Genomic DNA, 16,178 nt, shown 5'->3' on the forward strand with positions numbered 1-16,178 from the left:
TGCCTACTCTTTGATCGCTGCCAGAATGGTAACCACCGCAAGCTGTTTTGCTCCCCAAGGCTAGACGGTCACCATTCGCCAGTAACAATCCGAACACGAGGTTTGCTCCCTCGGTCTTGTACCGAGCATCGCCTCCTGGAGAACTTAGACTGTGAGAGCTTTTCACCCCTCTATTTTTCGCTTGAGCGCCGACCAAAGTGGCGGGATCGCCATCTTGGCGGCGATACTGCTGCCTATCATCATTGGTTTTGCTGCCCTATCTGTTGAATATGGATACGGATTGCTCGTACGCGACGAAAACCAGCGTACCGCTGACTTGGCATCTTATGCAGGAGCACTCGCATATAGCGACACAAACTCGCAGGACCGAATGAAATCGGCTGTGCTTCATGTCGCGAAGCTCAACGGAGTGGACCCCACGAGCGTCGCAGTTTCCCTCGCTCCGTCGCCAAAGGATGCTCAGCTTCAAGCCGTGCATGTTGAAGTCAAGACGACAAACACACTGTTTTTGGCACCAGTTCTTGGCGTGAAACCACAGCTTGACATAGCCGCGGAGGCCTATTCATCGTTTGGTGCTACGGCAAGCGCTTGTATAATCGCACTCCATAAATCAGGTTCAGGCGTGGCGCTGTCCGGTGGTGTCCAGGTCGGAGCTCCAAACTGTTATGTGGCCTCCAACAGCGACTTGATTGCGCCTTGCGGAACCAAGATCACAGCCAAAAGCGCTACCTATTTCGAGGGTTCCGCGCAACCCTGTCCGTGGACAAAGAACATCGTCGCCGGCAATGGCGCCGAAGCGCCTATCACAAAACAGTATACGAGCGATCCGCTGGAGAACCACGCCGGTGTTGCGGAGCTTAGCGCCCGTTTCGACGTAATTCGGAAAGCATCTTGGCCGACCGACATATCGCTCAACAAAAGCAAGAACATTGAATTTGGCGGGAGTGCCTCGCCTCCGGATACCGCGGATGCGATCAAGTCGGTTGGCTGCAGTTACGACCCGATCAACTACAATCAGTACTGGACCGACAAATGGGATGTCACCTGCAGCGGTTCCAAGATCAACATCGGCTCCCTGCTTGTCCACGGAAACGTCCAGGTGAAGTTTAACGTCTCAGGAAAAAAGACGACAGTCTATAACTTCTCTGGGAGAATTCAGAACGATTTCGGCACAAAGCTGGAATTTGGCGATGGCACCTTCAACGTCGAGAAGGGGGTCTACGGTGCGGACTTGATATTTGGCGCCGGCTCATTCCACTTCGGTATGGGAGACGAGAAATGTGGTGATGCGCGCTATAGCCTCTGTACTTCGGGCAAAGTTTCTATCGGTGGGCCAAGCACCTTCGAATTCGACGCGGGGTTCTATACGGGTGCCGGTGCAACACTCAAACTTGGTGCCGGTACGGCCAATAGCTACACGCTTGGAAAGTCCAGCGGCGACAACGCGATCGGGCTTGATGGTGGTTCGATCACGGTCATGGCGGACGCCAGTAGCGGCAAGGGCGAGTTCCGCCTCAACGGAGATTTGAACGGCGGCGGTGGCGGAAGTTGTATTTCCATTCCTGCAAGCACCGAGCACGACATATCTGGAAACGTCAATCTGGCCGGTGGTGCCCGGCTCGGTGCAGGCACCTACACCGTTGACGGGTTCTTCTCGGTCAATACCGGGGGATCCGCCTGCAGCGACAATATCGCCGTCTCCGGCAAAGATGTCACCATTGTTCTGTCCGGTGCCGAAACGCCCTCCGACTGGGAATGCCGTGGAAAGTCGTTTTGTCTGACGGGTGGCAATGCCATCACGCTGAACGCTCCGAAATCCGGTCCCTATGCCGAGCTGGCAGTCATTGGCCCGAATTCACCCAAGAACACGACGGGCGCTGAGGTCACGTCAGGTGGCCGAGGCAAGATTTCCGGGGCCTTCTATTTTCCGCACGGAATGATCGATTTCGGAGGCGGCGGTCAGATTGGTGACGCGGGCAATGGCTGCCTGCAATTGATCGGTACCAGCATTTCCCTGTCGGGCGGCTCCCAGGCGATGTCTGAATGTACCAAACTAAGTGGTGTCGGAAAGGTCGCCTTGATTCAATGACTTATCTTCAACGATCATTTCTACAACCGAACCGGTTCGGTCTCGAACGTGTGTTCGGTATGCTGTGGGACACAAAGGGCAACGCTGCCATCGAGTTTGCCTTGGTGACCCCTATTTTCGCTCTCGTCTTCGTGGCAAGCGTGGATCTTGGAATGGTGATTTTCTCGCGGTTTCAACTGGAGGCGGCGGTTTCAGCAAGCGCCAGCTATGCCATAGCGCATGCCGACCAAGTTGATAGCATCAACGGCGATGAATTGGCCAAAAACATGGCGCTGATGATCGCTAGCAACTACCAGGGTGGTGCGACCGCTGTTGTCAATATCAACAATGGTTCGAAGGCCTACTATAGCGGATCGAAGATAAAGATCGGTGGAGCCCCAAGTGGGGCCAACGCGTGCTACTGTCCGACGGGCACTGCAGCAACTGTCGACTGGGGTTCAGGCCGTACTTGCGGCACGTCATGTCCTGATGGCGGGCGTGCTGGTCGATATGTCTCGGTCACTGCACAGCAGGCATACACGCCGTTCTTCTCTATGTTCGATGTCGTCAACGACGGATTCATAGCGGCTAGCGCGATTGTGCAAACACAATGAAGCACTTCATTGGAAACCTTCTTCGCGAGCGTTCCGGCGCAAGTGCTGTCGAGTTCGCACTGGTTGCGCCGGTCTTTCTGTTGATGCTGTTCGGCATGATCGAATTCGCACGGCTGCTCTGGACGACCCATGCTCTTCACGAAACAGCGATCGCAACAGCACGGTGTATGGGGATACCACAGCTCGAATGCGAGAACGGAGGAGCCTACAGCTCCGAAAGTGCTATCGATTTCGCAAGGTCAAAAGCAGCAGGTTGGCTTATCCACATCGATCCGACAGCGATCGTTCTCGATCGGAATTCCAGCTGCAATGGGATGGAGGGCCTTTCAATGGCCAGGATCGACCATAGGTTCACAACAATGGTGCCAGATTTGCTGGCATCCTTGGTTGGTGGGACCCTGCTGAAAGCTGAAGCGTGCTACACCAACTATTGAGCCCTTCGCCGATAATGGTGCCATTCCAAAGGCATCAAACTTTCCGGGCGCTGTGATGAAGGATGAACAACGGCAGTTCCCCAGAGTGCGCGCCCTGAAGGGCGCGCGTATCATCTGCAACAATGGCACAACCACACGAGATTGCACGATCCGCAATTTTTCTTTTGGCGGCGCCAAGTTGGTGATGGAGACGACAATGGGGCTTCCCGGGAGTTTTGCGCTGTCTCTGGAAGACGGCTCCGAGCGCTTCTGCGAGGTCCGTTGGCGGAAACTTACTGAGCTGGGCGTCGAATTTGTTGAGAAAACGTAGTCTGATTGGTGGAACGTCTGGTCCTGCTATCTCCGGCAGGGGCTTTCGGCCACGCTTCTTCCCCTCCTGCTTCTCGGTCGACGGAAATCCCGTTTCCGACAGGTCGACGAGATCGCAATCTACTTCGCCGTCGTCGTCTTCATCGGCAACCTGCTCGGCTTCATTGAAGAGGCGATCGATGTGATTTTCGCTCTTCGGCGCAATCCGATGCAGCCGGGCCAGCACCAACTCTTCCTCGAGCTTGACCACGCGTTCCGTGAATTGACGGTTCTCCGCCTGCAGGGCCGCAATGCGCGCCATCAACTCATCAACAGTGGGTTCGTCGGGTCGGATCATCAGATCCTTGAACCGTTTTGCCCCTTCAACCGCAGACGTCGAGACCTGTCAGCCCGCGATCTGGTATTACCACACCGGATGACGGACCATCGCATCGATATCAATGCAGTCGGAGATCCAGTGGAGCTGCTCGGTCGTCAGTGTCACCACCATCGTCTACCGGCAGGGCCAGTTGAACCTGTCTTCCGGCAATCGCTTCAGCACCATCACAAAACCGGACCGATCGAAGAACAGGAGCTTCATCCGGTCGCGGCGGCGATTGCAAAAGGCAAAAACCGCAGGCGCAAACACGACGCATGCTGATATCTGATGCCTCAACCTCACCGATATACCAGATCTCTCCGTCTCTCCCGAACTCGGCAATCGCAATCGCATTCTTTAGCCTCGCAACGTCGATTCCAACGAAAGCCTCTCTATAATGTGACGCGGCTCATCCTCCTGTGGTGAGAATCGGCTCGGGCCATCCGAGCAACCCTCAGAAGACCGGTATAGGGCGAGCCACCTCAGCTAAGAAGAAGGACATACATGGTGTATTCGCGGGCACGAGGCCGCTCCAGATCCGATCATGATCTTGGAAGGCGGCTGCCCCCGATATGATGAGATACGGGCTCTCGACTGGACGCCGAGCCCCAGCATCGATGGAGGTGACATGAAAGAGTAAATCGGTCTCGACGTATCAATGAAAGAGACAGCAATTTCGATCCGTCGCGCGGGCTAGCCGATCTGGTGCGGAAAATGCGCCTCTGATCCCGCCGCCATAGCCGAACTTGTCCGCATGTGAGCGCCATATGCGGAGCGCCTGGTGTTCGAAACGGGCCCTCTCTCGGTATGGTTCTATCATACGCTGCGCGCCCAAGGATTGCCGGCCATTTGCGTCGACGCTCGTCACGCTAAGGCGGCGCTCGACATGGCCGCCAACAAAACCGATGCCAATGACGCCGACGGGCTCGCGCATCTGGCGGAGGTCTTCCGCGAAGTCCGAGTAAAAGCCTTCGACAGCATGCTTTCTCGGACATTGGTCGCGGCTCGTACGAAACTCATGCGAACGACACTGGACGTGGCGAACCAGATGAGGATTGATGAAAACGTTCGGCCTTATCGTTCCATGCAGTATGGGTGGCAAGGTTGAGGTGCATGTTGGCTCCCTCCTGGCCACCAACGCGGGCCTTTCAAGGATAATCCTGCCCTTGCTCGAAGCGTGGCATAGTCTGCGTCTCCAGGCGGCTAAGTCGGGGAAGCAGCTCCTCGCCGAAGCACGTAGAAACCAGCGATGTCGATTGCTGATGTCGATCCCCGGCATTGGTGCGATCACAGCTACTGCCTACCTAACCGCCGTCGAGGATCCAGCGAACTTCAAGCGATCCCGCTCACTGGGCGTCTGGCTGGGGTTGACGACGCGGTGCTATCAGTCAGGCGAAGTAGATTGTGACGGCCATATCTCCCGACGGGGTGACACCCATGTGCGTTCGCTTCTTTATGAAGCGGCGGTGGTGATCCTGACCCGCAGCCGGACCGACAGCGATCTGCGTAGATGGGGTATAAAACTACGCGAGAGGATTGGCTTCAAACGCTCCGCTGTCGCTGTCGCCTTCAAGCTCGCCGTCACCATGCAGGCAATGCTGTGCTCCGGCGAGCTCTTTAACAGGGCGACAGCCATCATCTAAATTTCAAGCTCTGTAACGCCTATGGCGTGAAGAGGCGTCCCTGCCGGGACCGAGGCTGGTCCATTCCGTTGAGGCCGTTGCACCACGAGTTTGCTCGGAGCGTGCGAGACATACATTGGAAGGACCGTCCCGCGAAGCACCATAATGCGGCAACCCATGTCGACCGCGTAGACGACCATGCTCTCGGCAAACAGCCTCTCACACCTAAAAAGGCGCTTGCAAATCTCGCTATTGGACGACGGTCTTACCAAAATCCTGCAGAATGTGCGGTTCATACCCCTCCGGCGTTGGCCGCGTGCGCGTTTTGGCGATATCGAGATTTTGCGCTCTTGAGAGTGGAATTAAGAGCGCAATGAGGAACGATGGCACAGGCAATTTTGCTGACGGGTCGGGATCGGCGCCGTCGTTGGTCAGCGGATGATAGGCTGGAAATTCTGGGGGCAGCATTTGCGCCGGGGGCAAATGTCTCTGAGGTAGCGCGTCGCTTTGATGTATCTATTGGGCTTATCTACATGCAGCGCCACCAAGCGATGGCGGTTGCGGTGACGGATGCCCCCCTGCGTTCGTGCCGGCGGCGATGGTGGTGCGGCGACCATCGTTGTGGACTTTGCGAACGGTATCAAGGTGGGGATTGCGTCCGGGGCATGTTGTAATCTTGCCGCAGCAGTGATGCGAGCGCTCAAATGATCCCGATCAGTTCGAGCGTGCGCGTTTGGATTGCAAGCGGCCATTGCGCAAGGGGATACAGGGTCTTGCTCTGATTGTGCAGGAAGGTCTGGATCGTGATCCTTTCAAGGGTGACGTTTTTGTCTTCCGAGGGAAAAGTGGCCGGCTGATCAAGGCTCTTTGGCATGACGGAATTGGGCTTTCGCTATATGCAAAGCGGCTCGAGCGCGACCGTTTTATTTGACCGGCAAAGGAAGGTGGGGCGATTGCGCTGACGGCTGGCCAGATGTCCTCTTTGCTTGAGGGAATTGACTGACGAAACCCGCACCAGACACGGCGCCCGACGGGCGCGGGATAGCGTCTTTTTGGGCGGGTTTTGCGGGCGACGGCCCAGGAAAAGCTATGCAAATCGGTGGTTTTCGATTCACTTCGAGTATGGGAACCGGCTCGGAAAATCTCCTTGATCATGCTGGAAAGTGAAAGCGCTGACCGCGCATGAAACATTGAACCTGCGGTTCTCGGAGAATTCTTACGGCTCAAATATCCATGCCGTCATTGCGACCGGACCGGCATCAACACACCTGCTGTCCTTGCGCCGCAGCCCTGCAAAGTCCTTGCCGGGCAGCATCGCCACGGCCTCGACGCTGGCCTTCGCGCTCGTCCACAAATACATCGACGGCACGCCGCTCTACCGCTTGAACCAGGCACTCGAGCCCGCCGGCGTCCACCATCAGCCGCGGCGCTCTGGGGCATTGGGTGATCGGATCGAGCGAGAGGCCGCATACGGAGAACTCCAATATGAGCCGTTCGATTTTTTGGGGCGGGGCACACCTGTTATGCAAAAATGGTATGTTATGAGTGTGTGAAACGATCAAACTCTTCGCGAAGACCTTCTAGGGTTCGTTTGCGGATCGCTCAGGATGTGTCGCAGAGGAGCGGTATGTATGCACGCCGACGTTTTGCTGCATGGGACAGGGTGAGGAGCCATTGGGAGGTAATTGTGAACTACTTCGTGGAAGAAAATTCAGTTGCGATCGTGAATTCCCGGATGGACAAGAATACGGATCGGCGCCTCTTGGAAATCATGGCCGGTGTCGTCAAACACATGCACGCCTTCGTCAAGGAGGTGAATTTGACGACCGACGAATGGACGGTGGCCATCGATTTCCTGACCAAAACGGGCCAGATCTGCACGCAGGAGCGGCAGGAATTCATTTTGCTTTCGGATGTTCTTGGATGTTCCATGCTGGTAGACGCGATCACCAATAGGCGGCCAAAGGGGGCAACGGAAAGTACAGTGCTCGGCCCCTTCCATGTCGAGAATGCTCCGGTCCGCGAGAATGGTGCGGTCATCAGTCTGGATGGCAAGGGGGAAAGCTGCCTGTTCGAAGGCCGCGTGCTGGACCTAGAAGGCCAACCGGTCGAAGGAGCCTGCGTTGATGTCTGGTCGGACAATGCCGACGGATTCTATGATGTGCAGCAGCCAGGCGTCCAACCGAAGTGGAACAATCGGGGCCGTTTCTTCACCGGGCCCGATGGCCGCTACAGCTTCGTCGGCATTCGCCCTGTCAGCTATCCGATCCCTGACGATGGGCCAGTGGGGCAGCTTCTCGGCTATCTCGGGCGCCATCCCTGGCGACCGGCCCACATGCATTACATGATCAGCGCCCACGGATTCCGCAAACTCGTGACTCACACCTTCGTCGGAGGCGATGAATATCTGTCTTCCGATGCGGTGTTCGGGGTAAAGGAAACGCTGGTGGCGCCCTATGAGCGGTTGGAAGGCGCACCGACGCTCTGGCGGTCTGCCTTCGACTTCATCATGACGCCTGAATGGGAGTGAGGTGGCGGTGCCAAACCTGAAGATTTATGTCGATGAGACGATTTTCGACTGGACGCGTCCCCGTCTCAGCGATGCGCTTGAGCCGATCCGTGCGTTGCTCTGTGATGCCTTTCGCGTGGAACCGCAGGCCTGCCAGTTGGCGGTGATCCCGGTTCTAGGATTGCCGGACCAGCCGCAGGTTAATATAGAGCTCTTAATCTTCCCACGTGCCGAGCGGACGGGTGAGGCCATACGTGTGGCGGGCGAGCGGCTGCGTTCACTTTTGGCTTCCGCTACCGATGCGCGTGTTGCTGTGCGCATCTCGCAACTGGACCCCTTGACCTATGTGGCGCTTAAATAGAAATGGCAGCTCAGCCGCGACGGCGGGTCACCTGTTGCTCGTGCTCCATGCGCGCGTTGAGCTGTTTGAACTTCTCTGTGACGAATGCCACGAAGCGAGGAAGGCTCGGTGGCGGTGTACGGTCTGCAGAGGTCAAAAGCCCGAGCTGGCGTTCTGGGTGCTCGATGCGCAGCGGCAAAGCCTGGATCGGAATGGTCCGCTGGTGGCTGAATACTACTGAATAGGGCAGCACGGTTAGGGCATCCGAACCCACGACGACGCTGAAGATCGAAGCCAGCGTGCCGCCGGAAAAACTGACCTTAAAATCGTCGAGCCCTATTGATTTCACCGCCCGCTGAAGATCGCGAAAAAGCGGACTGTCGGTCGGTGGGGAAATCCACGAATACGGTTCGATATCGGCGAGCGTGATAACACTTCGCCGCGCCAAAGGGTGCGTTGCGCCGCAGGCGATGACGTTGCGACCGGTAAGCAGCGGCGTAAAGTGCATGTCCGACGAAATCATCCGGGCATGCAGCGGCACGAAAGCGAGGTCTAGCGCACCGCTGCGCACGCTGGCGGACAATTCATCGAAATATCCGTAGGTGTGGGCGATCTGGACATCCGGATGACGGCTCTGAAACTCCGCCATGATATTGGCAACTACGCCATCGAAGAAGATCGGCGTGCCACCCAGCCGCAGAGCCCCCGCCTGTCCCTGTCGATAGCGCTGCACCAGCCGGCTGGCCTCCTGATTTTGCGCACGTATCCGTGCGCCGAGGCGCGCAAGATGGCTGCCAAGCTCAGTGGGGCGTAAGGGACGGCGTCCTGGCTCGAAAAGAGGCGTACCAATCCGCTCTTCGAGCAATGCCATGGTGCGCGACACGGCCGGTTGCGACTTGCCCAGCGCATCCGCGCCTTCGGTCAAGCCGCCATGCTCGACAATAACAGCCAGGATTTCGAGGTGTTCACTGTCAATCTTCATAACGAAACATCATATTATATATCAATCTTACGATCAATATCCATCTCGTGCTGGCATATGATGTATCTCAATGAACATGGACGACCGTTGGGAGGAGCCTTATGTCATTTTTCCGCGAAGAGTTTGCCGCGCAATGGCCGGCGGTTCGCGTGCGTTTCGGGCTCGGTGTGCGTTATGATCTTGTTGAGGAGATCAAGCGGCTCGGCTGTCGTCACGCTTTAATCCTGACGACGCCGGAGCAGGCTCATTTGGCGGATGACTTTGCGGCGTTGTGCGGCGATCATGCTGCCGGAACCTTCACTCGTGCCCGGATGCATACGCCGGTGGCAATTTCCGAGGAGGCCTCAGCTTATGCCCGGGAGGTCGGGGCGGACTGCCTCGTCGCCATCGGTGGTGGTTCGACCACAGGGCTTGGCAAGGCGATTGCGTTGCGCACCGACCTCCCGCAGATTGTCGTACCAACGACCTATGCCGGCAGTGAGGCGACCCCCATTCTCGGCCAAACTAACGACGGCGTGAAAACCACGCTGACAGACGCGAAGGTGCAGCCGGAGGTCATTCTCTATGATGCCGAGTTGGTGCGCAGCCTGCCGGTCTCCATGACGGTGACGAGTGCGCTCAATGCGATGGCGCATGCCGCAGAAGGGCTATATGCCCGCAACCGCACGCCGCTTACCTCGCTGATGTCAGTCGAAGGCCTGCGCGCGTTCCGGGATGCCTTGCCGCAGGTGATCGCCGATCCTGACGACCTTAGGGCTCGGGCCGAAACGCTCTACGGCGCCTGGCTGTGCGGCACGGTACTGGGGCAGGTGGGAATGGCCCTGCATCACAAGCTGTGTCACACGCTGGGCGGCAGCTTCGACCTGCCGCATGCCGAGACTCATGCAGTGATTCTGCCGCATGCCATCGCCTACAACGCGGCGGGAGCGCGTGATGAGCTGCGACCAGTGGCCGAACTGTTCGGCGACGATGAGCCCGGCATGGGACTGCATCGGTTCGCGCGCTCGGTCACTGCGCCGACCGCGCTTCAAGATTTGGGGTTGAAGGAGAGCGATCTCGATCGTGCAGCCGATCTGGCGGCGAAAAACCCCTACTGGAATCCGCGCCCGGTGGAACGCGGTGCGATCCGACGGCTGCTTCAGGTTGCCTGGGCCGGTGGTCCACCGGTCGCCTGACATTTTTGGAATTGGTTTGGAATTGGTTTGGAATTGGGAGGAGAATTGAAATGGTTGAAATTGCAACGGATGTGTTGATCATCGGCACGGGACCGGCGGGTTCGGCAGCAGCGGCCCTGTTGTCGACATATGGTATCGGCAATATTGCAATCAATCGCTATCGCTGGCTGGCCAACACGCCCCGCGCCCACGTCACCAATCAGCGCGCGATGGAGGTGTTACGGGATCTGGGTCGCGATGTGGAGGACGAGGCTTATCTGTTCGCGACACATCAGGAGTTGATGGGCGAGAACATCTTTTGTGAAAGTCTGGCCGGCGAGGAGATTGGCCGCCTGAAAGCATGGGGCAATCACCCGCTCAGCAAAGCAGAGCATCTGATGTCGTCGCCGACGAAGATGAACGACTTGCCGCAGACGTTTATGGAACCGCTGTTGTTCAAGACAGCGTGTTCGCGTGGCACGCAGGCCCGCATGTCCACCGAGTATCTCCGCCACGAGCAAAATACCGATGGCGTGATCACCACTTGCCGTGACCGGCTTTCGGGGCGCGAATTCACCATCCAGTCGAAATACCTGATCGGTGCCGATGGCGGCAAATCGCTAGTTGCCGAGCATGCCGGGCTGCCGTTCGAGGGGAAGATGGGTGTCGGCGGTTCGATGAACATCCTATTTCGCGCCGATCTCAGCAAATATGCCGCTCACCGTCCCTCTGTTCTTTACTGGGTCATGCAGCCCGGAGCCGATGTCGGCGGCATCGGCATGGGTCTGGTACGTATGGTGCGCCCGTGGAATGAGTGGCTGATCGTCTGGGGGTATGACATTAACGAACCTGAACCGGATGTCACCGCTGAATTCGCCACGGGCGTAGCGCGGCAACTGATCGGTGATCCCGATCTGGAAATCGAGCTGCTGTCCGCCAACACCTGGACCGTGAACAACTATTATGCGACGCGCACGTCGAACGGCCGTGTATTCTGCGTCGGCGACGCTATTCACCGCCATCCGCCATCGAATGGCCTTGGTTCGAATACCTCGATACAGGATTCCTATAACCTCGCATGGAAACTGGCGATGGTGCTGAAGGGGCAAGCCGGCGAACGCCTGCTGGAAACCTATAATACGGAACGTGCGCCCATCGCCAAGCAGATCGTGACCCGCGCCAACCAGTCGATTGGCGAAACAGGACCGATCTTCGCAGCGCTGGGCATGAGCGAGGGTGTAGATCCCCTGCAGATGCAGAAGAATCTTGAGGCGCGCACCGATGGAACTGAGGCCGCCGAGCAACAGCGTGATGCTATCCGCAAGGCGATTGCTTTCAAGAAATACGAGTTCGATGCCCATGGCGTGGAGATGAACCAGCGATACCGCTCCGATGCTATCGTGACCGATGGGCAGATCGAGCCCGACTTCCTGCTTGATGCGGATCTTCACCATCAGCCGACCACGTGGCCGGGTGCCCGCGTGCCGCATGCCTGGCTCTACAAACATGTTTGCGGCACTGAGGTATCCACCTTTGATCTGTGCGGTCACGGCAAGTTCACGCTGTTGACCGGGCTCGGGGGAAAAGCCTGGGCCGAGGCAGCCAAGGTGGTTGGCGCCGAACTCGGTATTGAAATTGTCACCCATGTGATCGGGCCGCGCCAGAACTATGTCGACCATAGTGGCGACTGGGCGCGACTGAGCGAGATCCGCGACACCGGCTGCCTTCTGGTGCGGCCCGACCATCATGTCTGCTGGCGTAGTACGGGAGTGAGCGCCACCCCGGCCGATGACCTGCGTCGTGTGTTGCGTCAGGTTCTTGCACTTTGACGCAACGGCGGCAGTTCATAACCTGATGACATGTTTTCCATGAGAAAACAGATCAATTATGTGATTGCCGCCTGTTACCCTTTACCTTCGAAGACACTGGATTTGGGAAGAGACGCATGTCGAAGGTGGTCGGCGCGGACCTTGATCGCGCCACGGAGGCCGCGGTGGAGAACCTCTACAACAATCCGCGTGCGATCCCGTGCATCGATCCGGGCGCTGTTGCAGGCGGCCTGGGAGGGCCGTCGGCCAGACTAGGATGAACGCCCGCCGGAGCGACGGGCACTTGGGAGGAAAAGTTCATGGGAAACAGCATATTTACGAGACGCGATTTCTTGAAAACCACCGCGGCTGGTGGAGCGTTGATCGCCACGTCCGGCCTGGCCGCGCCGGCCATTGCGCAGGCAGCCGGGGTGAAGCTCGGCTATGTCAGCCCGCAGACCGGGGCTCTCGCCGCCTTCGGCGAGGCTGATACCTTCGTCATCGGCAGTTTTCTCAAGACCGCCAAAATGATGGGGCTGAACTATGAGGTCATTGTCAAGGACAGCCAGTCCAACCCCAACCGGGCCGCTGAAGTCGCCAAGGAACTGATTGTCGAGGACGAGATCAACCTGATGCTCGTCTCCTCGACGCCTGAGACGACCAATCCGGTCTCGACGACCTGTGAGGCCGAGCAGGTGCCGTGCCTCTCGACGGTTGCACCGTGGCAGCCCTGGTTCATCGGTCAGCAGAGTAATCCCAGCGATCCGGCGAGTTGGAAGCCATTCAACTATGCCTACCACTTCTTCTGGGGTCTCGAGGACATCATCGCCGTCTTCACCGGCATGTGGGGGCAGATCGAGACTAACAAGAAAGTGGGCGGACTCTTCCCGAATGATGGTGATGGCAATGCCTGGGGCGACACCGTCGTCGGCTTTCCGCCGGTGCTAGAGAAGCTCGGTTATGGCCTGACGGATACGGGGCGCTACCAGAACCTGACGGATGACTTCTCCGCCCAGATCAACGCCTTCAAGCAGGTCAGCACCGACATCCTGACTGGGGTGATGATCCCGCCGGATCTCACGACCTTCTGGAACCAGGCCAAGCAGCAGGGCTTGAAACCGAAGATCGCCTCCATTGGCAAGGCGCTGCTCTTCCCGCAGACAGTGGAGTCGCTGGGTGACGCCGGCCACAATCTCTCGACCGAAGTGTGGTGGACGCCGACCCATCCCTTCAAGTCGTCCCTGACCGGCGAAAGTGCCCAGCAGGTCGCTGATGCCTTCTCGACCGCGACTGGCCGCCCCTGGACGCAGCCGATCGGCTTTTCTCATGCGCTGTTCGAACTCGCTGTGGATGTGATGAAGCGGGCCGAGGACGTGACGGACAGCGACGCCGTGGCGAAAGCGATCGGCGAGACCAAGCTCGATACACTGGTTGGCCCCATCGCTTGGAACAGCGCCAACCTGCCGCCCTTCGCCAAGAACAACGTGGCCAAGACCCCGCTCGTCGGCGGACAGTGGCGGCTGAAGCCGGGTGGCGGCTACGACCTCATCGTGGTCGAGAACGGGCAGGCCACGAACATCCCGCTCGGCAGCAAGCTCGAAGCGCTGGCCTGAACCAGTGACAACCGATTAGCGGTGCCCCGGTCGTCCAGGTCGCCGCCTCTTAAACGGGAAGATGCTGTATGTCGATCCTCGAACTTAACGGTGTTTCGAAGTCCTTCGGTGCCCTCGTGGTAGCCGAGGATATTTCCTTTTCAGTCGAGCCAGGCGAGGTACTTGGCGTGATCGGTCCAAACGGGGCCGGCAAGTCGACGCTGTTCAACCTAATTACCGGCAATCTTTCGACAGCGAAGGGCACTATCCGCTTCGATGGTCGGGACATGACGAGGCTTCCGCCTATGCAGCGCTGCTTTGCTGGCTTGGGCCGAACCTTCCAGATCCCGCAGCCTTTCGAACGTCTCACCGTCTATGAAAACCTGTCGGTCGCGGGAGCCTTCGGCAACCAGATGCGAGAGGCGGAGGTATCGGAGCTTTGCGCCGAGATCCTCGTCGATACCGGACTGATCGGCAAGGCGAATCAACTGGCCGGCAGTCTGTCGCTGCTCGAGCGCAAGCGTCTCGAACTGGCGCGGGCGCTTGCCACTCAGCCCAAGCTTTTGCTGCTTGACGAGATCGCCGGCGGACTGACAGAGGGCGAGTGCCAGGAACTGGTCGCTACGATTAAGCGCGTACACGAGCGCGGCATAGCGGTGATCTGGATCGAGCACGTGCTTCATGCGCTGACGGCGGTGGCCGAGAAGATCTTGGTCCTGAATTTTGGCCGCGTCATTGGACACGGCGATCCCCAGACAATCATGGCCTCGCGCGAAGTCCGCGAGATCTATCTCGGAATGGAGGTCTGAAGATGAGCCTGATAGAGACGAAAAACCTGACGGCCGCCTATGGCGACTTCCAGGCTCTGTTCGGGGTTGACCTGGAGTTGCATGCCCGTGAGACGGTTGCGGTGATCGGCGCCAACGGGGCTGGCAAGTCGACGCTGATGCGCTCCATAGCTGGGGCGCTGCGCAACCGACCGGAAGCGATTCTGCATCGCGGTGAACCAATCGGGGCACTCGCCGCACCGGACGTCATGGCACGCGGCATCGCGTTGGTGCCGGAGGGCCGCAAGCTCTTTCCGTCGCTGACCGTCGAGGAAAACCTGCTCGTCGGGCGACATGGCCGCAAGGTGGATGGTCCCTGGTCCCTGGAGACCGTCTACGCGCTGTTCCCTGTCCTCAAGGAGCGACGCCGCAATCCATCCACCGCCCTCTCCGGCGGACAGCAGCAGATGGTGGCAATCGGCCGCGCGCTGATGTCAAATCCGGAAGTGCTGTTGTGCGACGAACTCAGCCTCGGCCTTGCCCCCGTTGTCATAAAGGACATCTACGCCGCCTTCCCGCGCATCCGAGAAACGGGTGCCGCCATCGTCATTGTCGAGCAAGATATCGCCCAGGCGCTCAAGGTCGCTGACCGCGTCTATTGCATGATGGAAGGCCGGATCACCCTCGAAGGACGCCCCGCAGACCTCGACCGCGCGGATATCCATGCAGCCTATTTCGGAGCGGAAACCCATGAATTGGCTTGATACCATCCTCCAGGGTATCCTGCTCGGCGGGCTCTATGCGCTGTTTGCCGCGGGGCTATCCCTCGTTTTCGGCATCATGCGTCTCGTCAATCTTGCCCATGGCGACCTCATCGTCTTTGCCGCCTTCCTGATCCTGGTCCTCGTCTCGACGCTGGGGCTCAACCCCTTCATCGCTGCGCTCATCGCGGGGCCGCTGATGTTCGCCATCGGCTATCTCCTGCAGCACCATCTGCTCAACCGTACGCTGGGCAAGGACATCCTGCCGCCGCTGCTCGTAACCTTCGGCCTGTCGATCGTCATCCAGAACGGGCTGCTCGAAGGCTTCACCGCCGACAGCCGACGCATCCCCGCAGGCGCCCTGGAACAAGCGTCGATCTCGCTAGCCGGCATCAATGCAGGCGTGATGCCCCTCCTCACCTTCGCCTCGGCGATCCTGGTGATCGTCGGTCTCAACCAACTCATCTACAAAACCGCCCTTGGCCGCGCCTTCCGCGCGACGTCGGACGACCTCGTGACGGCGGGGCTGATGGGCATCCGCCCGAACCAGATCTTCGCGATTGCCACGGGGCTCGCCATGGTCATCGTCACCATTGCCGCACTTTATCTCGGTAGCCGTGCCAATTTCGATCCGACGGCGGGTCCGGCTCGCCTGATCTACGCCTTCGAGGCAGTCATCATAGGCGGACTCGGTTCGCTCTGGGGAACCCTTGCCGGTGGCATCATCCTCGGTGTCGCGCAGACGCTGGGTGCTGCCATCAACCCGGAATGGCAGATCCTGTCCGGCCATATCGCCTTCCTGCTCGTCCTGCTGTTCCGCCCCCGTGGGCTCTTCCCGCGCGCCGTTGATTGAGGTTACG

General features: G+C 58.6%; 17 protein-coding genes and 3 pseudogenes. 17 read left to right on the top strand and 3 right to left on the bottom strand.

Annotated features, from left to right (window positions below):
* Positions 1-214: 214 nt before the first annotated feature.
* From IM739_RS23400 to IM739_RS24175, 4 genes are read left to right on the top strand one after another with little or no spacing between them, the layout of a single operon-like run.
* Entirely contained in the window at positions 215-2,089 is a 1,875-nt protein-coding gene (locus tag IM739_RS23400) for a pilus assembly protein TadG-related protein (protein ID WP_237371761.1), read from the top strand.
* A complete protein-coding gene (locus tag IM739_RS23405; protein WP_237371762.1) occupies positions 2,086-2,682 on the top strand; it encodes a TadE family protein in 597 nt (198 codons plus the stop codon). The genes IM739_RS23400 and IM739_RS23405 overlap by 4 nt, the downstream gene beginning before the upstream one ends.
* Positions 2,679-3,116, top strand: coding sequence for a TadE/TadG family type IV pilus assembly protein (locus IM739_RS23410; RefSeq protein WP_237371763.1), 438 nt, complete (start codon positions 2,679-2,681; stop codon positions 3,114-3,116). Before IM739_RS23405 ends, IM739_RS23410 begins: the two co-directional genes overlap by 4 nt.
* A gap of 55 nt (positions 3,117-3,171) precedes the next feature.
* Positions 3,172-3,426 (top strand): PilZ domain-containing protein, encoded by a 255-nt coding sequence (locus tag IM739_RS24175; protein ID WP_442981183.1) that lies wholly within the window; start codon positions 3,172-3,174, stop codon positions 3,424-3,426.
* A gap of 30 nt (positions 3,427-3,456) precedes the next feature.
* Here IM739_RS24175 and IM739_RS23415 read toward each other — a convergent pair.
* Positions 3,457-3,762: pseudogene (locus IM739_RS23415) on the bottom strand (IS66 family transposase); the annotation flags it as partial.
* A gap of 156 nt (positions 3,763-3,918) precedes the next feature.
* On the bottom strand, positions 3,919-4,086 hold the full coding sequence (tnpB, locus tag IM739_RS24180; RefSeq protein ID WP_442981176.1) for an IS66 family insertion sequence element accessory protein TnpB: 168 nt from the start codon (positions 4,084-4,086) through the stop codon (positions 3,919-3,921).
* Positions 4,087-4,441: 355 nt separating this feature from the next.
* Here tnpB (IM739_RS24180) and IM739_RS23430 point away from each other — a divergent pair.
* The 6 genes and pseudogenes from IM739_RS23430 (at position 4,442) to IM739_RS23450 (ending at position 8,275) form a co-directional block, all read left to right on the top strand.
* Positions 4,442-5,426 (top strand): annotated as a pseudogene (locus IM739_RS23430) (IS110 family transposase).
* A gap of 362 nt (positions 5,427-5,788) precedes the next feature.
* A complete protein-coding gene (locus IM739_RS24185) occupies positions 5,789-6,079 on the top strand; it encodes a transposase (protein ID WP_442981177.1) in 291 nt (96 codons plus the stop codon).
* A 110-nt stretch (positions 6,080-6,189) separates the two neighbouring features.
* A complete protein-coding gene (gene tnpB / locus IM739_RS23435) occupies positions 6,190-6,336 on the top strand; it encodes an IS66 family insertion sequence element accessory protein TnpB (RefSeq protein ID WP_237371997.1) in 147 nt (48 codons plus the stop codon).
* Between the two features lie 285 nt (positions 6,337-6,621).
* Positions 6,622-6,869: pseudogene (locus IM739_RS23440) on the top strand (IS66 family transposase); the annotation flags it as partial.
* A gap of 220 nt (positions 6,870-7,089) precedes the next feature.
* Positions 7,090-7,935, top strand: coding sequence for a dioxygenase family protein (locus IM739_RS23445; protein ID WP_237371998.1), 846 nt, complete (start codon positions 7,090-7,092; stop codon positions 7,933-7,935).
* A 7-nt stretch (positions 7,936-7,942) separates the two neighbouring features.
* Positions 7,943-8,275, top strand: a complete 333-nt coding sequence (locus IM739_RS23450; protein ID WP_237371764.1) for a hypothetical protein — start codon at positions 7,943-7,945, stop codon at positions 8,273-8,275.
* 10 nt (positions 8,276-8,285) lie between these two features.
* On the opposite strand, the gene IM739_RS23455 is transcribed toward IM739_RS23450, so the two are convergent.
* Positions 8,286-9,179 carry a LysR family transcriptional regulator gene (locus IM739_RS23455; protein ID WP_237371765.1) on the bottom strand — a complete coding sequence of 298 codons (894 nt, stop codon included), beginning with the start codon at positions 9,177-9,179 and terminating at the stop codon, positions 8,286-8,288.
* 158 nt (positions 9,180-9,337) lie between these two features.
* Between IM739_RS23455 and IM739_RS23460 the strand changes: the two genes are divergently transcribed.
* From IM739_RS23460 to IM739_RS23490, 7 genes are all read left to right on the top strand, one after another.
* Positions 9,338-10,411 carry a maleylacetate reductase gene (locus IM739_RS23460; protein ID WP_237371766.1) on the top strand — a complete coding sequence of 358 codons (1,074 nt, stop codon included), beginning with the start codon at positions 9,338-9,340 and terminating at the stop codon, positions 10,409-10,411.
* Between the two features lie 50 nt (positions 10,412-10,461).
* Entirely contained in the window at positions 10,462-12,219 is a 1,758-nt protein-coding gene (locus IM739_RS23465) for an FAD-dependent monooxygenase (RefSeq protein ID WP_237371767.1), read from the top strand.
* A 116-nt stretch (positions 12,220-12,335) separates the two neighbouring features.
* Positions 12,336-12,479, top strand: coding sequence for a hypothetical protein (locus tag IM739_RS23470; RefSeq protein ID WP_237371768.1), 144 nt, complete (start codon positions 12,336-12,338; stop codon positions 12,477-12,479).
* A gap of 51 nt (positions 12,480-12,530) precedes the next feature.
* Positions 12,531-13,811, top strand: a complete 1,281-nt coding sequence (locus IM739_RS23475) for an ABC transporter substrate-binding protein (protein WP_237371999.1) — start codon at positions 12,531-12,533, stop codon at positions 13,809-13,811.
* A 68-nt stretch (positions 13,812-13,879) separates the two neighbouring features.
* On the top strand, positions 13,880-14,599 hold the full coding sequence (locus IM739_RS23480) for an ABC transporter ATP-binding protein (protein ID WP_237371769.1): 720 nt from the start codon (positions 13,880-13,882) through the stop codon (positions 14,597-14,599).
* Positions 14,600-14,601: 2 nt separating this feature from the next.
* Positions 14,602-15,321 (top strand): ABC transporter ATP-binding protein, encoded by a 720-nt coding sequence (locus IM739_RS23485; RefSeq protein WP_237371770.1) that lies wholly within the window; start codon positions 14,602-14,604, stop codon positions 15,319-15,321.
* Entirely contained in the window at positions 15,308-16,171 is an 864-nt protein-coding gene (locus IM739_RS23490; protein ID WP_237371771.1) for a branched-chain amino acid ABC transporter permease, read from the top strand. The genes IM739_RS23485 and IM739_RS23490 overlap by 14 nt, the downstream gene beginning before the upstream one ends.
* Positions 16,172-16,178: the final 7 nt, after the last annotated feature.

The sequence above is a fragment of the Rhizobium sp. SL42 genome (assembly GCF_021729845.1).
GTDB lineage: Bacteria > Pseudomonadota > Alphaproteobacteria > Rhizobiales > Rhizobiaceae > Allorhizobium.